The 17,756-nt window shown below is 69.4% G+C and carries 14 protein-coding genes; 6 read left to right on the top strand and 8 right to left on the bottom strand.

From position 1 onward, the window contains the following. Positions 1-96 precede the first annotated feature (96 nt). Genes ACWIGI_RS00800 through ACWIGI_RS00810 form a run of 3 tightly spaced genes read left to right on the top strand, consistent with a single transcriptional unit; the run spans position 97 to position 5,036 of the window. On the top strand, positions 97-1,299 hold the full coding sequence (locus tag ACWIGI_RS00800; RefSeq protein ID WP_454200234.1) for an ABC transporter substrate-binding protein: 1,203 nt from the start codon (positions 97-99) through the stop codon (positions 1,297-1,299). A 48-nt stretch (positions 1,300-1,347) separates the two neighbouring features. Beyond that, on the top strand, positions 1,348-4,326 hold the full coding sequence (locus ACWIGI_RS00805) for an ABC transporter permease subunit (protein WP_454200235.1): 2,979 nt from the start codon (positions 1,348-1,350) through the stop codon (positions 4,324-4,326). 8 nt (positions 4,327-4,334) lie between these two features. Next, positions 4,335-5,036 (top strand): ABC transporter ATP-binding protein, encoded by a 702-nt coding sequence (locus ACWIGI_RS00810; protein WP_454200587.1) that lies wholly within the window; start codon positions 4,335-4,337, stop codon positions 5,034-5,036. Positions 5,037-5,058: 22 nt separating this feature from the next. On the opposite strand, the gene ACWIGI_RS00815 is transcribed toward ACWIGI_RS00810, so the two are convergent. The 5 genes from ACWIGI_RS00815 to ACWIGI_RS00835 form a co-directional block, all read right to left on the bottom strand. Next, the gene (locus ACWIGI_RS00815) at positions 5,059-6,000 is read right to left on the bottom strand and encodes an alpha/beta hydrolase (RefSeq protein ID WP_454200236.1); all 942 of its coding nucleotides are present in this window, start codon (positions 5,998-6,000) and stop codon (positions 5,059-5,061) included. A gap of 133 nt (positions 6,001-6,133) precedes the next feature. Continuing rightward, entirely contained in the window at positions 6,134-6,934 is an 801-nt protein-coding gene (locus tag ACWIGI_RS00820; RefSeq protein ID WP_454200237.1) for an ABC transporter ATP-binding protein, read from the bottom strand. Further along, entirely contained in the window at positions 6,931-7,989 is a 1,059-nt protein-coding gene (locus tag ACWIGI_RS00825; RefSeq protein WP_454200238.1) for a taurine ABC transporter substrate-binding protein, read from the bottom strand. The genes ACWIGI_RS00820 and ACWIGI_RS00825 overlap by 4 nt, the downstream gene beginning before the upstream one ends. Beyond that, a complete protein-coding gene (locus tag ACWIGI_RS00830; protein WP_454200239.1) occupies positions 7,986-8,876 on the bottom strand; it encodes an ABC transporter permease in 891 nt (296 codons plus the stop codon). The genes ACWIGI_RS00825 and ACWIGI_RS00830 overlap by 4 nt, the downstream gene beginning before the upstream one ends. A 122-nt stretch (positions 8,877-8,998) precedes the next feature. Further along, a complete protein-coding gene (locus tag ACWIGI_RS00835; protein ID WP_454200240.1) occupies positions 8,999-10,372 on the bottom strand; it encodes an ABC1 kinase family protein in 1,374 nt (457 codons plus the stop codon). A gap of 193 nt (positions 10,373-10,565) precedes the next feature. Here ACWIGI_RS00835 and ACWIGI_RS00840 point away from each other — a divergent pair, with 193 nt between their 5' ends. Beyond that, a complete protein-coding gene (locus ACWIGI_RS00840; protein WP_454200241.1) occupies positions 10,566-11,138 on the top strand; it encodes a TetR/AcrR family transcriptional regulator in 573 nt (190 codons plus the stop codon). 35 nt (positions 11,139-11,173) lie between these two features. Here the strand turns inward: ACWIGI_RS00840 and ACWIGI_RS00845 are convergent, their stop codons facing one another. Further along, complete coding sequence (locus tag ACWIGI_RS00845; protein WP_454200242.1) at positions 11,174-12,364, bottom strand: esterase/lipase family protein; 1,191 nt, start codon at positions 12,362-12,364, stop codon at positions 11,174-11,176. Between the two features lie 405 nt (positions 12,365-12,769). Here ACWIGI_RS00845 and ACWIGI_RS00850 point away from each other — a divergent pair, with 405 nt between their 5' ends. Next, positions 12,770-13,771 (top strand): FAS1-like dehydratase domain-containing protein, encoded by a 1,002-nt coding sequence (locus ACWIGI_RS00850; RefSeq protein WP_454200243.1) that lies wholly within the window; start codon positions 12,770-12,772, stop codon positions 13,769-13,771. On the opposite strand, the gene ACWIGI_RS00855 is transcribed toward ACWIGI_RS00850, so the two are convergent. Further along, the gene (locus ACWIGI_RS00855) at positions 13,749-14,981 is read right to left on the bottom strand and encodes a PucR family transcriptional regulator (RefSeq protein WP_454200244.1); all 1,233 of its coding nucleotides are present in this window, start codon (positions 14,979-14,981) and stop codon (positions 13,749-13,751) included. The genes ACWIGI_RS00850 and ACWIGI_RS00855 overlap by 23 nt on opposite strands. Positions 14,982-15,291: 310 nt before the next feature. Between ACWIGI_RS00855 and ACWIGI_RS00860 the strand changes: the two genes are divergently transcribed. Continuing rightward, positions 15,292-16,347 (top strand): alpha/beta hydrolase, encoded by a 1,056-nt coding sequence (locus tag ACWIGI_RS00860; RefSeq protein WP_454200245.1) that lies wholly within the window; start codon positions 15,292-15,294, stop codon positions 16,345-16,347. Here the strand turns inward: ACWIGI_RS00860 and ACWIGI_RS00865 are convergent. Beyond that, positions 16,341-17,738 (bottom strand): condensation domain-containing protein, encoded by a 1,398-nt coding sequence (locus ACWIGI_RS00865; RefSeq protein WP_454200246.1) that lies wholly within the window; start codon positions 17,736-17,738, stop codon positions 16,341-16,343. The genes ACWIGI_RS00860 and ACWIGI_RS00865 overlap by 7 nt on opposite strands. Positions 17,739-17,756 lie beyond the last annotated feature (18 nt).

Below are 17,756 nucleotides of genomic sequence, written 5' to 3' on the forward strand. Positions count from 1 at the left end.
TGTGTCGCAGAACACCAGGCCCTTGCTGGTGTAGAAGGAGAGCTCGGACAAATGCAAAACGGTGTACTTCGGCGTCGCAGACGGACTTTCTCGGCGGTGAGCGCCCTGGTGCTGTTCACGGCACTCGCGGCGACGGGATGCGCGGGCGATGAGGGATCGGACGCGAACAATCCCGTTGCGGGCGCGGCGACCACGTCGCTGACGAGCAACCCGGCGAAGGGCGATCCGGTGAAGATCGGGTTCGTCTCGACCGAAGGCGGCGCCGTCGTCTCGCTCCCGGAGATTCGCGCCGGCGCCGAAGCCGCCGTGCAGTACGTCAACAAGAACGGCGGCGGATTCGCGGGCCGCCCGATCGAGCTCATCGTCTGCAAGCAGCAGGAGGAGCCGACCTCGGCGACCAAGTGCGCCAACGAATTGGTGGAGAAGAAGGTCAGCGCGGTGCTGGCGGCGGGCACCTCCCAGGGCGGAACCGTCGTTCCCATCGCCGCGGGCGCGAACATCCCCTACATCACCCTCAGCGGCGTCTCCGCGGCCGAGCTGACCTCGCCGGGCTCCTCGGCGCTGTCCGCGGGCCTGCCCGGCATGCTGACCGCGATGACCGCGGCGGCCAAGTCGCAGAACCTGAAGACGTTCACCATCTTCGCCAGTGATGGCGGCGGCGCGGGCGCGATCATCAACGCCATGGGCGCGCCGATCTTCAAGGGCGCCGGCATCGAACTGAAGGTCGTGCCGATCCCGCTCGGCGTGCCGGATCCGACCCCGCTGGTCACCTCGGGCCTGGCGAGCAAGCCCGAGGGTGTGAGCGTGGTGGCCGACGCCGCCACCTGTAGCTCGGTGTTCAAGGCGATCCAGACCACCGACCCCGCGGTGAAGAAGGTCTTCATCCCGGTCTGCCTGGACCCCGCCGTCACCAAGATCATCGGCATGGACGCGGTGGTCGGCAGCATCGGCGTCACCGGCACCGACTACCTGTCCGACCGCCCGGATTCGGTGCTGTACCGCAGCGTGCTGCAGGAGTACGCACCCGACACCCACGTGACCGGCATGGCGGCCTCCGGCTACCAGGTCGTCATGGCGCTGGTGAAGGCGGGCGCCGGCATCCAGGGCGATATCACCCCGGACGCCATCAAGACCGCGCTCAAGTCCGCGCGCAATGTCGAGATGCCCGCGGGCGGCGGCATTACCTTCACCTGCGACGGCAGCGCGGCGCCCATGATGGCCTCGATCTGCTCGCGCCAGATGATGTACGGCGAGATCAACGACAAGGGTGTGGCCGTCAACCTCAAGCTCGCGGGATAACCAGCGCGCGAAGGGTTTACAGCAGGGCTTCAGCCAGAGAGATTCGCCATGACAGACCATGTTTTCTTCCTCGTGCTCGGTCTGGGCAACGGGGCGGTGTACGCGGCGCTCGGACTCGCGCTCGTGATGACGTTCAAGAGTTCGGGTGTCGTGAATTTCGCGACGGGCACCATCGCGCTCTACACCGCGTACACCTACGCCCTGCTGCGGACCGGTGAATTCATGGTCCCCATACCGGGTCTGCCCAAGACGATCGATGTCGGGCAGCGCCTGGGCGTGGGCCCCGCCGTGGCGATCTCCCTGGTTGTGGCCGCCGTTCTCGGCGTGCTCTGTTACGCACTGATATTCCGGCCGCTGCGCGATGCGCCGGTGGTCGCCAAGGCCGTCGCCTCGATCGGCCTGATGATCGTCATCCAGGCGCTCATCGCCCAGCGCGTGGGCACCGGGCTGATCTCGGTGGAGCCGATCTTCAAGCTCGACACCTTCGCGATCGGCGACCGCAAGGTGCCCACCGATCGGATCTGGCTGGCGGTGGCGGTCGTGGTGATCGCCCTGGTGGCGCTGGCGATCTTCCGCCTCACCCGCTTCGGCGTCGCGACCGAGGCCGCGGCCGAATCGGAGAAGGGCGCCTACCTCACCGGCCTGTCACCCGATCGGATCGCCTTCAGCAACTGGGCGCTGTCCTCGGTGGTCGCGGGCCTGAGCGGCATCCTCATCGCACCGCTGGTGGCGCTCAACCCGGTCGCCTATTCGCTGTTCATCGTGCCGGCGCTGGCGGCGACCCTGGTCGGCAACTTCAATTCGATCGCACTCACGGTGGCGGCGGGTATCGCGATCGGGGCGCTGCAGGCCGAATCCACCAACCTGCAGTCCCTCTACGACTGGGTTCCCAAATCCGGTATGGCCGAGGCCATCTCGCTGCTGCTGATCCTGGGATTCCTGGTGTTCAAGGGGCGGCCGCTGCCCGATCGCGGCAGCGTGGTGCGCAAGACGCTCGGCCGCGCGCCCCGGCCCGACGCCATCGCGATCCCGGTCCTGATCTCGCTGGCGGTGGTGATCATCGCGCTGCTGGCGACCACCGGCAGCTACCGCGCCGCCATCGTCAGCAGCATAATCTTCGCCGTTCTCGGGCTTTCCCAGGTGGTCATCACCGGGTACGCCGGGCAGATCTCGCTCGCCCAGCTCACCCTGGCCGGGGTCGCGGCCTACGCGGTGAGCGTGCTGAATCTGCATCTGGGCGTTCCGTTTCCGTTCGCGCCGATCCTCGCGGCGCTGTTCGCCACCTTCGTCGGCGTGGTGGTCGGGCTGCCCGCGCTGCGGGTGCGCGGGTTGCCGCTGACGGTGGTGACCCTGGCGCTGGCGGTGTTCGTCGAGGCCTTCTGGTTCCGCAACTCCGAGTTGAACGGCGGCGTGGATGGGGCGCGCGTGGACACCCCGCGCCTGTTCGGCATCGACCTGGGAATCGGTGCGGGTGAGGCCTATCCGCGCATGGCCTTCGCGCTGCTGTGCCTCGGGGTGCTCACCGTCGTGGGGCTCGGGGTCGCGTGGCTGCGCCGCAGCCGGCTCGGCACCGACATGCTCGCGGTGCGGGCCAACGAGCGTTCGGCCGCGGCCGCCGGAATCGATGTTTCGCGAACCAAGTTGCTGGCCTTCGCGATCGGCGCGTTCATCGCCGGCCTGTGTGGATCGCTGCTGGGCTATCAGCACGGCGTGGCGACGCCGGAACCGTTCACGGTCTTCCTCGGCATCTCGCTGTTCGCGATCATCTACGTCGCGGGCATCACCTCGATCACCGGCGCGATACTGGCCGGCATCATGGCCCCCGGTGGCGTGCTCTACCTGCTGGTCGACCGATTCCTCGGCGCCGGAGACTATTACGCGGTGACCAGCGGCGTGCTGCTCATCGTGACGGTCATGACCAACCCCGACGGCATCGCCGCCAAACTGCCCCGCCTGCCCTGGCCCGCGCGCAAGGCGGTGGGCGGCGGCGGAACACCGCTCGACACCGCGCCGGAGACGGTCGTTCCCGGGCCGGTGGACGCGGCCGAGCCGGTCTTCGCCGTGTCCGGGGTGAGCGTGAACTACGGTGCGGTGCAGGCCGCGACCGACGTCGGCTTCGAAGTCCGACCGGGTGAGATCGTCGGTCTGATCGGGCCCAACGGCGCGGGCAAGACGACCGTCATCGACGCCGTCACCGGATTCGCGACCGCGACCGGTTCGGTGCGGCTGGCGGGCGTGCGGATCGACGGCCGAGCGCCGCATCAGCGCAGTCGCGCCGGGCTCGGGCGCAGCTTCCAGGACGTGGAGCTGTACGACGACCTGACGGTGGCGGAGAACGTGCGCGTCGGCGCCGCCCGCTCGCATTCGGAACTTCCCGTCGCCCAGCGTGTTTCACGGACGCTCGCGGTCCTCGGCCTGGACGAGCTCGCCGATCGCGAAGCGGCTTCGCTCTCGCAGGGCCAGCGCCAACTGGTATCCATGGCCCGGGTCCTGGCCGCCGAACCCAAGGTCGCCCTGCTCGACGAACCCGCCGCCGGCCTCGACCACGGCGAAAGTCGCTGGCTCGGTGAGAAATTGCGCTCGGTCCGCGACAGCGGGACCGCCATCCTCCTGGTCGATCACGACATGGAACTGGTTCTGGGCATCTGCGACCGCGTCATCGTCCTGGACCTCGGCGCGGTGATCGCCACCGGCACCCCCGACGAGATCCGCGCCCACCCGGACGTGCGGCGCGCCTACCTGGGCCTGCCGGCGGAGGTCCCGGAATCGCCCAGGGCTGCGAACCCATCGGCCGCTACCGAAGACACAACCGTCGAAAAGCCGGTCACGCCGGAACAATCCGCGCACGCCGACTCCACAATGCCCGCCGATCCTCCCGCTGCCGCCGGGCTCGTCCCCGGCGAGACATCGGCGTCCGGCGAGACCGGCGATCCGCACCCGGAACCGGAGTCCGGCGATGCGATCGGTGCCGCGATGGAACCCGAATCACGCAGCGGCGCAACGGCCGAGAAGGAGGCGTCGCGGTGAGTGTCGCCATGGAGTGCCGGGGACTCTCGGCCGGGTACGTGAAGCAGCGGCCGTGTGTGCGGGACGTGGACCTGCGGCTGACGGCGGGGGAGATCACCTGCCTGCTCGGGCCGAACGGGGCCGGGAAGACGACGTTGCTCATGGCGTTGTCCGGGCTCGTGCCCCGCGAGGGCGGTGAGGTGCTGGTCGCCGGGAGCGGAATCGGCAGCGGGCGTCCGCGCGAGACCGTCCGCGCGGGAATGGTTCTCGTGCCCGACGATCGCGCGCTGTTCCGCTGGCTGACCACCCGGCAGAACCTGCAGTTGGCGATCGCCGAGCGGGCGCGCCGGCGCAGCGGCGTGGACGAGGTCCTGAAATACTTTCCGGCGCTGGAGAAGCGGCTCGGGGTGGCGGCCGGCAAGCTCTCGGGCGGCGAGCAGCAGATGCTCGCCATCGGCCGCGCCCTGCTGCAGCGGCCGAAGGTCCTGCTCATCGACGAATTGAGCATGGGACTGGCCCCGGTCATCGTCACCGAGATCCTCGACGTACTGCGCACCCTCACGACCGAGGAGCAGTTGAGCGTGCTGCTGGTCGAGCAACACGTGCACCTGGCGCTCGGTGTCGCCGATCGCGCCGCGATCCTGGTTCACGGCCACATCGCGGACCAGGACACCGCCGCGGCATTCCGCGACGATCCCGAGCGGGTCGAACGCGCCTACCTGGGCGGCTGACGGCCTGCCCGGGAGACAACGCTCACGCGCCGATGGCCCGGGCCAGGTGCGGCCACGACTCGTGCAGATCCGTTTCGAACTGCCCCCAGGTGTGCGCGCCCTCCGGGCGATGGACGTAGATCGAATGGATGCCGGTCCGGGCCAGATGACTCGCGTAGGCCCCGGTGCAGGAGTTGGCGATGGCCTCGACGAGCGGCGCGGGGAGTCCGCCGCGATCGATCGCCCCGGGCTGCCCCGTGGCGGCGGAGAGGTAGACGGTCTTGCCCGCGAGCCGGTCCGCGTGCAGGTACGGGTCGTGCGCGCGCCACACCTCGTTGCCGGGCACGCCCCACATGTTGCCCGGATTGCCCCCGCCGCGCAGCACGATGGCCGCGGCCATGGCCACCCCGGCGGCGTCCGAGGACCACGGGCAGCCGCTGTAGGAGGCGACGGCGTCGTAGACCTCGGGCGCCTGAATGGCCAGGTCGAGCGCCGAGCCCGCACTCATGGACACGCCCGCCACGGCATTGCGGCCGGTGGTCGCGAAGTGCGAGTCGACCGCCGCGGGCAGTTCCCGTGTGAGGTAGGTCTGCCACTTGTTGCGCCCGGCGATCGGGTCGTCGGCGATCCAGTCGGTGTACAGGCTGTACGCCCCGCCGGTCGGGAGCACCACGTTGACGTTCTTGTCGGCGAAGAACCGCCGGACATCGGTGTCGTTCCACCAGGAGATGCCGTCCTCGCCGCCGCCGGCTCCGGTGAGCAGGTACAGCGTCGGCGCCGGGCCGCCGCCGGCCGCGGGGATCACCCGGTTGGAGATGACCTGATTCATGGCGGGCGAGTAGACGTCCAGGCGGGAAATCTGCTCGCCCGCGGGCACTTCGGCGACCACCCCCGCCGGTGGGGCCGCCGTGGCGGTCGGAACGGCGATGGCAGCGGCGGCTATGACTGACGCGAGCACAGCCCAGGGCTTTCTTGCGGTCACCATTCCGTTGTACCCACTCCGGGCCGGATGATGTGCACGATGTCCCGGAAGTACGGTTTTGCTGGGCAACGCGCTTCTTCGCTCGGCGATTGCCCGCCGCGCGGTGCCCCGCCCGGGCCGCTCACCAGCGTGGACGTCAGGCGTGCGCGTCGTAGATCGCCTGCGCCAGTTCCGATTTGAGTGCCTGGAACTCCGGGGTCGCGGTCACCGCCTGCGCGCGGGGCCGGTCGGGCGAATCCCCGGGCAGCTCGATCCGCCGGTCAACGATGATCCGGCCGGGCCGCGCGCTCATCACCAGCACGCGGGTGGACAGGAACACCGCCTCCTCGACCGAGTGCGTCACGAACACGATGGTCTTGCCGGCCTGCCGCCACAGTCGCAGCAGTTCCACCTGCAACCGCTCCCGGGTCAGCTGATCCAGCGCCCCGAACGGCTCGTCCATCAGGATGATTCGCGGATCGTTGATCAGCACGCGGGCGATCTGCGCCCGCTGCTGCATGCCGCCGGACAGCTGGTAGGGCCGCTGTCCGCCGACCTCGGGGCCCAGGCCGACCAGTGCCAGCAGCCGTTCGGCCTCGGCCCGGCGGGTCTTGCGGTCCACACCCCGGCACCGCGGCCCGAACTCGATGTTGCCGCGCACCGACAGCCAGGGGTAGAGGGTGGGGGACTGGAAGACCACCCCGCGCTCGGGGCTCGGGCCCGCGACGCGGTCCGGGCCGACCAGCAGATCGCCGGTGGTCGGGGTCAGGAACCCGCCGAGCAGTTGCAACAGCGTGGTCTTGCCGCAACCGGACGGCCCGACCACGCTCACGAACTCACCGGGCTCGATCACCAGATCGGTGGGCGCGAGCGCGAGGGTCGGCCCGTTCGCGCTCGCGTAGGTCTTCGACACATCGGTCAATACGACCCGATCACGCAGATCGAGCGCCGAACTCACTTGGCGCTCACCCCGGCGGCCGCGTCGGCGTACACCGCGGCCGTGTACTTCTCCGGCGCGGCCAGCCCCTGAATCTCGCCCTGGCTCAACAGGAATTGCGCGGAGCCCTGCAGATCGGCGCCGAGCTGCCCGCCCAGGTAGGGTTTGCCGGCCTGCGCGGCGGCGTCGAGGAACACGTAGCCGCCCAACTGCTTACGCACCTCGTCGACCGAAATCCCCAGTTGCGCGGCGATATGCGTGGCCGCGCCCTGTGGATCTTGCGTGATCTGCTGCACCGCCCAGTTCTGCGCCGCGGTCCACACCGCCAGGAACTTCGGGTTGGCGGCGACGAATTCGCCGCGCGCCCCGGCCAGATCGAAGGTCGGCTTGCCCGCCTTCGCGGTGTCGGCCGCGGTGGTCACGGTGTGCCCGTTCTCCAGCAACCGGCTCAGGGTCGGATCCCAGACGAAGGCGGCGTCGATCCCGCCGCCCTGCCACGCTCCCAGGATCGCGTCCGGGGCCAGATTCACCAGCGTCACATCGCGTTCGATCCCCGCCGCGGTGAGCGCCGCGAGCAGGCTGTAGTGCGAGGTGCTGGCGAACGGGACCGCGATCTTCTTCCCGCGCAGGCCCGCCACCGTGGTGACGGCCGGATCCTTGACCGCCAGCGATTCCGCCGCGCCGATCACATCGTGGATCCAGACCGTCTTCACGTCGAGGTTCAGCGGCGCCGACACCGCCCGCGCCACCGCGGCGCTGCCGAGCAGCGCCAGGTCGATGGAGTTCGCGCCGAACGCCTGGATGACCGTGGCCCCCGAGGCGAACTTGGACCAGGTGATGGTGGCCTTGGGCAGGCAGGTCTGCAACAGCCCGGTGTCCTTGACGATCAGATCGCCGTTCGGGATGTCCTGATAGCCCAGTCGTACGGTGCCGGTGAAGCTTTCGTCCACCGCGACCGGGCAGGCCACCGCGTCCCCGGCGCCGCGCGCGGAGTCCGTGCGATCGGATTCGACGCATCCGGTCAGGGCCAGGGTGAGCGCGCCGGCCAGGGCCAGTGCGGTGAGAGTGCGGTTCATGCCAAACCTTTCCAGGGGACGGCCAGGGCGCCGACCTGTTTGATCACCGCGTCCAGGGCAAGCGCGGTGAGTCCGATGACGATGATGCAGGCCACGGTCAGCGGCGTATTGAGTTGCTGCCCGGCCAGATACGCGAGTCCGCCGATACCGGGGATGCCGTTGTTGAGCTCGGCGGCCACGACCGTCGTCCAGGCGAACCCGACCGCCACCCGGATGCCGCCGATCACCTCGGGCAGGGTGGCGGGCAGCAGCACCCGCGTGATCACCTGCCGCCGATTCGCGCCCAGGGACCGCGCGGCGTTGATCCGATCGGCCGAAACACCCTGCACGCCGGACATGGTCGCGATCACGATGGGCGGGAAGGCGGCCAGGAACAGCAGCCAATCCTTGGAGGTGTCGCCGATGCCGAACCACACGATCAGCAGGCCGATGTAGCCGAGCGGGGGCAGCATGCGCAGGAAGTTCAGATACGGCTCCACGATCGCGCTCACCAGCCGGGAGCCGCCGAGCACGAAACCGACCGGCGGGCCGAGCAGCACCGCCGCCCCCGCGCCGATGCCGATGCGCTGCAGACTCGCCACCAGGTGCTCCCACAGGAAGTAGTTCTGCTCGCCGCGCACCTCGCGCGGCACCCCCGGCGCGAGCTCGTGCCAGCTGTTGGCCCGCACGAAGGCGTCCCAGACCGCTCCGGGAGCCGGAAGGAATTGCGCGTCCACGAGTTTCGCGGCGCAGACCGCCCACCACAGCGTCACGAAGACCCCGAGCGACAGCAGCCGCACCCCCGCCCCGCGCACGCGTGAGCCGTCCGGCCCCCGCCGCACCCGGCCGCTGATCCGCGCGGTTACGGCGCTGTCCGCGCTCGCGACCACGCTCGGCGCCTGCGTCACCCGATCGCCATCCTGCCCACGTCTCGATTCACGAGGTCCCGAGCCGGAACCTTCCGCGGGGATTCTGTCGGGCGCGGCGGGCCCGGGCCATGGTCTGGATCGCGGTGATTCGAACCCGTCGGTCAGTCGCGGCCGGCGGCCCAGGCCGCCGTGGCCCGCCCGATCTCGGTGGTCGGCGGCTCGTCGTACAGCCATTCGCGGGCGATGCGATGCCAATTCGCGGTGGTGCCGAGCTGGCCCAGTGCGGCGAAGGTGAACAGGTCGGTGCGCCGGGAGAAGACGTGTTCGGGCGGGAGCAGTTGCCGGCGCATGCCGCGGAATTCGGCCGAGCGGGGATTGACCGCCAGCACCACCGCGCCGGTCGCGAGTTCGGGGGTGATGGTGACCTCCTCGTCGAGCAGGTGCCAGCCCGCCGCTGCCCAGACGTAGTCCAGGCACTCCTGCGGGGAGACGCCCGCGGTGGGATCGACGATGCCGCGATCCACCCACTGCCGGTACAGGTCGTCGGCCCGGTGTTCGCCCGCCGCGCGCAGGGCGGTGCGCTCGAACTCCACGTGTGCGGGGTCCATGGCGCTGTAGAGGCCGAAGTCGACGAATCCGACACGGCCGTCGGCGGCCAGCAGGATATTGCCCGGGTGTGGATCGCCGCAGAACTCGTGGTCGGTGAACAGCGAGTTGATGTAGAAGCGGTAGATCAGTTCCCCGATGCGGTCGCGCTCGGGTTCGGGCAGTGCCCGCATGTGCTCGAACGGTGCGCCGTCGATGAACTCGGTCACGAGAACATGTGGGCCGCAATGCTCTTCGATCGCATCGGGGACCATGATGAACGGGTGGCCGCGAAAGCGCGCCGCGACCCGGCGCTGGGTCGTCGCCTCGCGGACATAGTCGAGTTCACCGCCGATGTTGCGGGCGACGGCGTCCAGCACCCCGGCGTCGGCCGCGCTCGGCAGCGCGGAACGCCACATCCTGCTGAAGAATTCGAGGTTGCGCAGGTCCGCGTGCACCGCCTCGTCCACGCCCGGATACTTCACCTTCACCGCGACCGCGCGCCCGTCCCGCAGCGTGGCCCGGTACACCTGGCCGATGGAGGCGGCGGCGACCGGCGTTTCCTGGAAATCGGCGAAAACCCGTGCCAGCGGCCCCACATCGCCCTCCAGCACCGTGCGCATCGCCTCGAACGACACCGCCGGCGCGCGTGAACGCAGCTCGGCGAGCTTGTCCCGGAACATATCCCGGTGTTCCTCGGGTATGAGATCGACGTCGAGCACCGACAGCATCTGGCCCAGCTTCATCGCCGCGCCCTTCATACCGCCCAGCACCGTCACCAGCTGCTGTGCGGCCTGCAGCGCCGAACGCTCGGCCAGGATCCGGCGCGCCTGCTCGGGCTGTCCGATCATGGCCAGCCGGGTGCCGACACCGCGCGCGGCCTGCCCGGCGGCGAGCCGCCCCAACTGGCCGCCGCGCACGAGTCTGCCCTTGGGAACTCGACTCGCCATTCTTTGTACCTCCCTGCGGCCCGTGGCGAAAAACCTACAGGACCGCACCCGTCGCGCCCTAAGATGAGCAAAGCTCATTCTTCACCGCACGGCAGGAGGTCGTATGCCGCCGAAAGCTCCACCGCGGCGCCGTACTCCAACTCAGCAGCGATCCCGCGAAACCCGCGATCAAATTCTCGATACCGCGGCCCGATTGTTCGGTGAACGCGGTATCGCCGATACCTCGACCAATCGGATAGCCGCCGAGGCCGGGGTCAGTATCGGCACCGTTTACCGCTATTTCTCCGATCGCGGAGTCATGGTGGACGAATTGCTGCAGCGGCTGCTGGAACAGCTCGAACGGCGCTTCACGCAGTGGTTGTCCGGCGTACGCACGGAACAGGGAATGCCCGCGCTCGAGGCCAGATCGCGGATGATCACCGAGATTCTCGAGGTGTTCGCCGAGGAACTCGTCGCGAACGCGAAATTGGTGCGCGCGCTGGTCGCGGGCGTGCAGTTCTACAGCAGCGGGCTGCCGGAATTGGAGCCGCGATTCCGCTTGCTGGTCAAGGTATTGCTGATTCAGATCATGGGTCCGGGCAACGACCACAAATACGATGTGATGTCGTTCGTGTTCGTCAACACCGGATTCGCGGCCGTGGTCCGGGCCTCGGCGGTGGAGATCGGGAGCGACGAGCGCCAGGAGGTCATCTCCACGACCGCGCGCATGATGGCCGCGTGGATCGAATCGGAGCTGGACGAGAGCGTGCCGGTCGGCGGCGGGTGAGCGACCGCGGCCGACCGGCACGCACCGGCGAGCGGTCAGATCTTGCCGCCGCCGCCGATCAGCCACGGATTGAAGGTGCACGCCAGCGCGGGGAATCGCACCGGGTCCAGCGCCCGCAGCGCGATGGAGAGCGCGCGGGGTGAGTACATCATCGTCAGGTGGTCGGAAGCGTCCTGCTCACAGCCGTCCTGCAGGACGATGTTCTGTACCTTCGCCCCCGGTCCGGCCTTCAGGAAGGTCAGTTCGAAGGGGTTGGTGATCTCGTCGTAGCGGCTGCCGACGATCGTGTAGTCGATCCCGGGCACCGTGTCGCCGTCGGCGTTGAGCTTGTTCACGAAGTCCGAGCCGACCGTCTGCTGAATGCCCGCGTGGCCGACGAAGATCTCCACCAGCCCCAGCACGTCGATGCCGAAGTTGTTGATGGCCCGGCCCAGCGCACCGATCCCGACGAGCGAGGTCCCGTGGTGGGTCGCGCCGTAGGTGATCAGGTTCTGCACCTTCGCCGCGCCGCCCTCGAACTTGGTGTACCAGTTGGACATCGAGCCGCCCTGCGAGTGCGCGACGATGTCGGCCTTGCTCGCGCCGGTCGCCGCCAGGACCCGATCCACGAACACCGCCAGCTGTTTCGCGGAGTCCTGGATGTAGCCGGTGCCCATGACGCCGGGCAGTACCGAACCGAGCCCGCCGCCCTGGAGCAGGTCGGAGCGGCCGTAGTTGAAGGTGAAGGTGCAGAATCCGGCATCGGTGATGGGCTTGCTCATGTACGCGAAGCCGTTGTAGGCGTTCATCCAGGTGCCGTGCACCAGTACCACCGGGCGCGGATGTTCCGCGGTGGGTTTGCAGTTCCAGTCGTTGGTGCCCGGCGGGGCGGCGTCGGGATTGGCCAGGCCGTATCCGAAAGCGGCCAGCCACGAGGTCATTTCGGGGCCGTACTGCTGGGTGTCGGTGGCGCGCCCGCCCGCGGAACCCGAACTGGACCCGGATCCGCCCAGGCAGTCGCCGGACCCGTTGCCCGAGCCCGCGCCGCTGCCGGAGGTGCAGGCGGATCCGGTCCCCGCGACCGTTCCCACCTCGACCCCGGCCGCGATGTAGTCGGCCAGCTGCTGTTCGGTGGCGGGGGCTTCGGGCGCGGCCGTGGTGGTGGATCCGGTGAATCCGAGGGCCAGCATCGATACCCCGGCCAGCACCGCCACCCGTATCGCCCCGGGGCGTTTGCTTCGTGTCATTGCGTGCCTTTCTCCAGCGCAGTGAAGGCGCGAGTCGTGCCGCCGCGTAAGCGGTCTTCTCAACTCGCGACCGCGGCAACGCTAGAACCGGGGGACCGGTGTCCGGTGCCGCTGCACACCGGTTCTGGATAGGTCACCAATTCGATTGGGGCAAACCATGAGTACGGACAAGAATCCGTGCTCCCGGGGCGAATTGCGGTGCCGCGGTCCGGGGTTTCCGCACGTCGCCGTGCCTGGCCGGCCGATGCTGGACAGTCACAAAGTCCGGCCGCGACCATGGTGAATTGCCTAGACATCCCATTCGATTCCCCACCCGCGTTTCCGGACGGCGAATCATGGTCCGGACCGGTGTACGCGTGCAGGCTCCGCGTGGCGCCCACGGCGATGTCCCGAAAGGAACCGATGATGAGTGGTACCCAGCGCGTAGCGCCGGCCCGGTCCCGAGAATTGGTCGGCAGGCGAATCCGGTGTGCGAGCCCGTTTCCGGTGGAGCGCGGCCGAATTCGGGAATTCGCCCGCGCGGTGCAGGCCTATCATCCGGCGCACTGGCACGAATCGGCCGCGCGGCAACTGGGATTCGGCGCGGTCGTCGCGCCGCCCACGTTCGCCACGCTGGTGTGGCAGCGGGCCCGCTCGGAGATTCTCGGTGAGCTGCTGTCCGGATATCGGATCGATCGGGTCGTCCACGTCGATCAGACGCTCGAGATCGGCCGCCCGCTGGTGGCCGGGGACGTGCTGGACTGCGACATCACCTTCGAATCGGTGCGGCACCTGCGGTCCTTCGACGTCGTGACGGTGACGGGCGTGCTCACCGATCAGACCGGTGCGGTGGTGCAGAGCGGCTCGGCGGCGCTGCTCACCAGCACCCTGGCCGCCGGGGACGGCGCGATCCGGACCGCGCGCGCGAATCCGGCCGCCGCGACCCGCGGCCGGCGCGTGATCCGGAACAGTCGCACGGCCTGGACCGGCATCGACTTCGACGCCCTGGCGGTCGGCACCGAACTGCCGACCGCCGATGTCACCGTCGCGGCCGGTGACATCGTGAATTACGGCCTGGCCGTGGGTGATCCGGAACCCGGGACGGTCTCCGACCGCTTCCTGTCCAGGGATCGGCCCGCCCTGGTGGTCCCGAGCATGCTGGTGTCGGCGCTGGCCACCGGCTACGTCAGCGAGTGGACGCGCGATCCCGCCGCTGTCACCAAGTACTGGGTCGAATACTCCGATCGCATGCACCATCTCGCGGTGCCCGACATCGGCGGCGCGGAACTGGAATTCAACGGCCGGGTCGTGGCCTGCGATCGCCGCCGCCGGGTGGCGACGATCGCCATCGACGCGAAGTCGCACGGCGCCAAGCTGTTCGGCTACGCCACCGCCGAGGTGAGCTTCACCCCTGCTCGGCGGCGTTGAACGAGCGCGCGATCAGGGCCGCGCGCAGCTGCCACAGGCCCGAGGCCGCCGCCGGGTCGAAGCCGGTCAGCTGGCAGATCCGCTTGATCCGATAGTCGACGGTGTTGGTGTGCACGTGCAGCAGTCGCGCGGTGCGCTGGCGATTGAGATTGGTGCTGATATGGCAGCGCAGGGTCTGCAGCAGCTCGGGATGATTGTCGAGCGGATCCAGCAGCGCGCCGAGCATCTCGCGACCCAGGCCGGGCCGGGTCAACTGGTACTCCAGGGCCATGTCGGCGAAGCGGTACAGCCCGGCCTCGGAGTTCAGGCACTGCACCATGTCCAGCAGTTCGTGCGCGCGATCCGCCGCCGACGGCACGTCGCCGGGTACGGCGACGACCACCGTCGCGGTGATCGGGACCCGGGCCGCCGCCGACAGCCTGGCGATCAGTTCCGGCAGCCGGTCGGGGCCGGTCGCCCCGGTCGGCACCAGCAGCGTGCCGCCGTCGACGCTCAGCAGCGCCAGCGCGGTGTCGCCGCAGCGCACCGCGAGTTCGGCCTGCAGCCTGCGCAACTTGCGGCGCGCGACCACCCGGCCGTCCAGCATGGGGTGCCGCTCGTCCGGGTGCTCCGGAATCGCCAGGGCCAGTACCGAATACTCCGCGGCGATGTCGATGCCGCATTCGCGGGCCATGGTCGAGGTGGCGTGCCCGCTCAGCAGCGCCGAGGTCAGGGTGTGCACCGAGGTGTGGTGCTCGCTCACCACCGCGCGGTGCTCGCGCACGTAGGCGGCCACCACGGGCACCGAGATGGTGTCCAGCATCTCCACCACCAGCTTGGCGCCGGTGATGAGGCTGCGATGGTCCTCCTGGGCCGAGGTGTCGGAGAGGATCAGATCCATACCGAGTTTGAAGCCCTCGTGAATGGAGTGCAGGACGGTGTCGATCGGCACGCCCTCGCGGGCCCAGCCGGCCGCCGCCTCGGACAGCCGCCCGGTCTTGGCCGGAATGTCCTTGCCGTCCAGCATGCTCACCGCCAGCTCCAGGCAGACCCGGGTGATGGCGGTGACCTCGCCGGAGATGACATCGCCGGGCAGCGTGCCGCAGGGGATCACATTGTCTATGAAGTGCCCCACCAGTTTCCGGGACACCGTGCCCACATCCCGCAGCGGGCGGGACATCGGTTCGCCCGAGACCATCAGTCCCGATCCGTGTGCTCTGTCGGATGTCATCGTCGACTCCCTTCGAGATGGATACCGCGTCAACGGCGCCTGTCGAACTCTAAAGTGATCATCGGCTCACCTTCTACTCCCTTCCGCGACCGGTTTCCGGACCCGATGAAATGCGTCGTGACCAGGCGCGATGGCGACGGATGGTGGCGGTCCGGCGGAACTTCGCGCGGCAGATGTGCGCGGTCCGCTCATCTTTTCGCCGCACCCGCTGTTGTGGCCGATACCAGCGGCGATGCCCGCGAACTGGAGCGTTCTCCAGGATTGCGACGAGCGGCCGTTCCGGCGCTCGCACGGGCCTACTTTTCTCCGCATGATGCGCGTGGCCCTGCTGTCCGTCACCCTGCTCCTGCTCGCCTCGCTCGGCACCGTGCGCGCCGATCCGGTGGTCGAGATCCAGGCCCCGCTGCCCGAGCGCGCGATGGTCGCCGCGCGCCCCGGCGCCGATGGCGCGCACCTGATCTCGGCCGGGCAGGGGCCGGGCCGGATCGTGAACCTGAGCGTCTACTCCGCCGCCATGGGTCGCGCGATACCGGTGGAAATACTTCCTGCCCACGATGATTCGCGATCAGCGCCGGTGCTGTACCTGCTCAACGGCGTCGACGGCGGTTCGGACAGCGGGGTGTGGAGCGACGGCGCGAACTGGCTCACCAGAACCGACGCCGAACGCTTCTTCGCCGACAAACAGGTGACCGTGGTGATGCCGATCGGCGGCGGGGGCACGTTCTTCGCGGACTGGCGGGCCGATGATCCGATTCTGGGCCGCCAGCGCTGGATCACCTTCCTGACCGCGGAACTGCCGCCGGTGATCGACTCCGCCTTCCGCGGCACCGGGGCCAACGCGGTCGCGGGCCTGTCGATGGCGAGTTCGTCGGTGTTCCGGCTGGCCCTGGCCGCGCCCGGCCGGTACCGCGCGATCGGTTCCTACAGCGGCTGCGTGCGGACAAGCGATCCGTTCGGGCAGCTGATGGTCAACGCGATAGTGGCCGCGCGCCGTGGCAATCCGCTGAACATGTGGGGCCCGCCGGGCGATCCGGCCTGGGCGCTCAACGACCCCTACCTGCACGCGGATCGGCTGCGCGGGCTGGCCATCTACGTCGCCACCGGCACCGGCGTCCCGGGCCCCTACGACACCCTGGGCGGGCCCGGGGTGAACGGGAACCCGGTCAAGCTGGTCGACCAACTGGTGATCGGCGGGATCCTGGACGCGGTGACCGCCCGGTGCACAGGGCAGCTCCGGGATCGGTTGCGCGAGCTGGACATTCCCGCGACCTTCGACATGCGCCCGAGCGGCACCCACTCCTGGCCCTACTGGCAGCAGGACCTGCACAACTCCTGGCCGCTGTTCGCCGCGGCCCTGGATCAGTGATCGAGCGCGCCCGCCGCGCGCAGGAAGCCGGCCCGCATGACGGTGAGGTAGCGGTCGACCGACTCGTGCGCGATCGGGGTGTCGGGGTAGATGACGCTCAGTGACGTGCCCGCGGGCAGGCGGTTGATCCACATCAGAACCTGTTCGCTGGCAGCGCGATTGGCGTACACGCCGCCGTTCGCGACATCGAACAGTTCGTTGCCGAGGAAGTCCCGGGCGTCGACGTACGAGATCATCGGGGTCACCCAGCCGGCGGGCACCGAGATCGTCGCGTCGTCGGCGGCGAGTTCCAGGACGCGGTGGAACGAGACGCCGGTGAGGCGCACCCCGTTCTCGTAGGCGCGCTGGGCGCGGGTGACGGTGCGATCGAAATCCGCGGTGGCGCTGACCGGAAACGCGACCGGTACCAGGGTGACGAACCAGCCGACGGTGGCGATCTCGGCGAACGTCGCGCGGGTGCTGATGGGCGTCATGCCGAAGTAGTAGTCGCCGCCGGTGAGTTCGCGCTGGGTCAGGGCCGCGATCGCGAAGATGCCGCCGGTGAATTCCGCGCCGTGCGCCGCGCAGGCGGTCTCGAAGGCGCGCGCCTGCGTCTCGTCGAACAGCGGCAGGGTGCGGTGGGCGCTACGGCTGTAGCCGTCCAGACTGGTGCCCAGATCCAAAGGGAAGCACGGCAGTTCGCCGTCGTTGCCGCGCACCAGCTCCAGCCATCTGCGCACCCCGGGCGACGCCGGGGTGAGCTGGGCCGAGCGCTCGCGCTCGCGCGCGCAGTACTCCACGAAACTGGCGGGCTCCATGAGCGGTTCGGTCAGCTCGCCGATCTCGCGGGCGTACAGCTGGGCCAGATCGAAGCACGAGATGTACTGTGCGACACCGTCGGTGTGCAGATGGTCCACGGCCAAGTACAGGGTGGTGCCGCCGCCGTGCTCGATGGCGCCGAAGGTGAAGCAGTCCCACTGGAACGGGCCGGGCGTGGTCTTGTGCACGTGCTGGCGGATGGCCTCGGCGTTGTCGATCTCGCCGTGATCGGTCGGCTCGAACTCCACCGCCTCGGGCGGCAGCAGATGGCGCACCAGTTCGCCGCCGCCGGTGCGTTCGAACCAGGTGCGGAAGGTGTCGTGCCGGAGCAGGAAAGCGTTGATGGCCCGGGTCATGGCGCCGCGGTCGAGCAGGCCCGGTACCTCGGCGGTGACCAGGCACAGTCCGGAGAAGCGGAAGTCCGCGCCGGCGTTGCGGTCCGCGCCGCGCAGGTACTCCTCCTGCTGGTGCGACGGCGGCGCGGGATGGACCGGCGCGAGCGCGGCGGCAGCCAGTGCCGCGGGGGTGGCGGCCCAGGTCAGCACGCGGCCGGGGGTGGGCTCCCACTCGTCGATCAATCCGAAACTCACCATTGTTCAATCCCGTTCTTC

The sequence above is a fragment of the Nocardia sp. NPDC055321 genome (assembly GCF_053645575.1).

What these genes read in the sequence shown, in the direction of transcription:
- ACWIGI_RS00805 (WP_454200235.1), top strand. Translation starts at nt 1,348, where the DNA reads ATGACAGACCATGTTTTCTTCCTCGTGCTCGGTCTGGGCAACGGGGCG.
- ACWIGI_RS00810 (WP_454200587.1), top strand. Translation starts at nt 4,335, where the DNA reads ATGGAGTGCCGGGGACTCTCGGCCGGGTACGTGAAGCAGCGGCCGTGT.
- ACWIGI_RS00815 (WP_454200236.1), bottom strand. Translation starts at nt 6,000, where the DNA reads ATGGTGACCGCAAGAAAGCCCTGGGCTGTGCTCGCGTCAGTCATAGCC.
- ACWIGI_RS00825 (WP_454200238.1), bottom strand. Translation starts at nt 7,989, where the DNA reads ATGAACCGCACTCTCACCGCACTGGCCCTGGCCGGCGCGCTCACCCTG.
- ACWIGI_RS00835 (WP_454200240.1), bottom strand. Translation starts at nt 10,372, where the DNA reads ATGGCGAGTCGAGTTCCCAAGGGCAGACTCGTGCGCGGCGGCCAGTTG.
- ACWIGI_RS00845 (WP_454200242.1), bottom strand. Translation starts at nt 12,364, where the DNA reads ATGACACGAAGCAAACGCCCCGGGGCGATACGGGTGGCGGTGCTGGCC.
- ACWIGI_RS00850 (WP_454200243.1), top strand. Translation starts at nt 12,770, where the DNA reads ATGAGTGGTACCCAGCGCGTAGCGCCGGCCCGGTCCCGAGAATTGGTC.
- ACWIGI_RS00855 (WP_454200244.1), bottom strand. Translation starts at nt 14,981, where the DNA reads ATGACATCCGACAGAGCACACGGATCGGGACTGATGGTCTCGGGCGAA.
- ACWIGI_RS00860 (WP_454200245.1), top strand. Translation starts at nt 15,292, where the DNA reads ATGATGCGCGTGGCCCTGCTGTCCGTCACCCTGCTCCTGCTCGCCTCG.
- ACWIGI_RS00865 (WP_454200246.1), bottom strand. Translation starts at nt 17,738, where the DNA reads ATGGTGAGTTTCGGATTGATCGACGAGTGGGAGCCCACCCCCGGCCGC.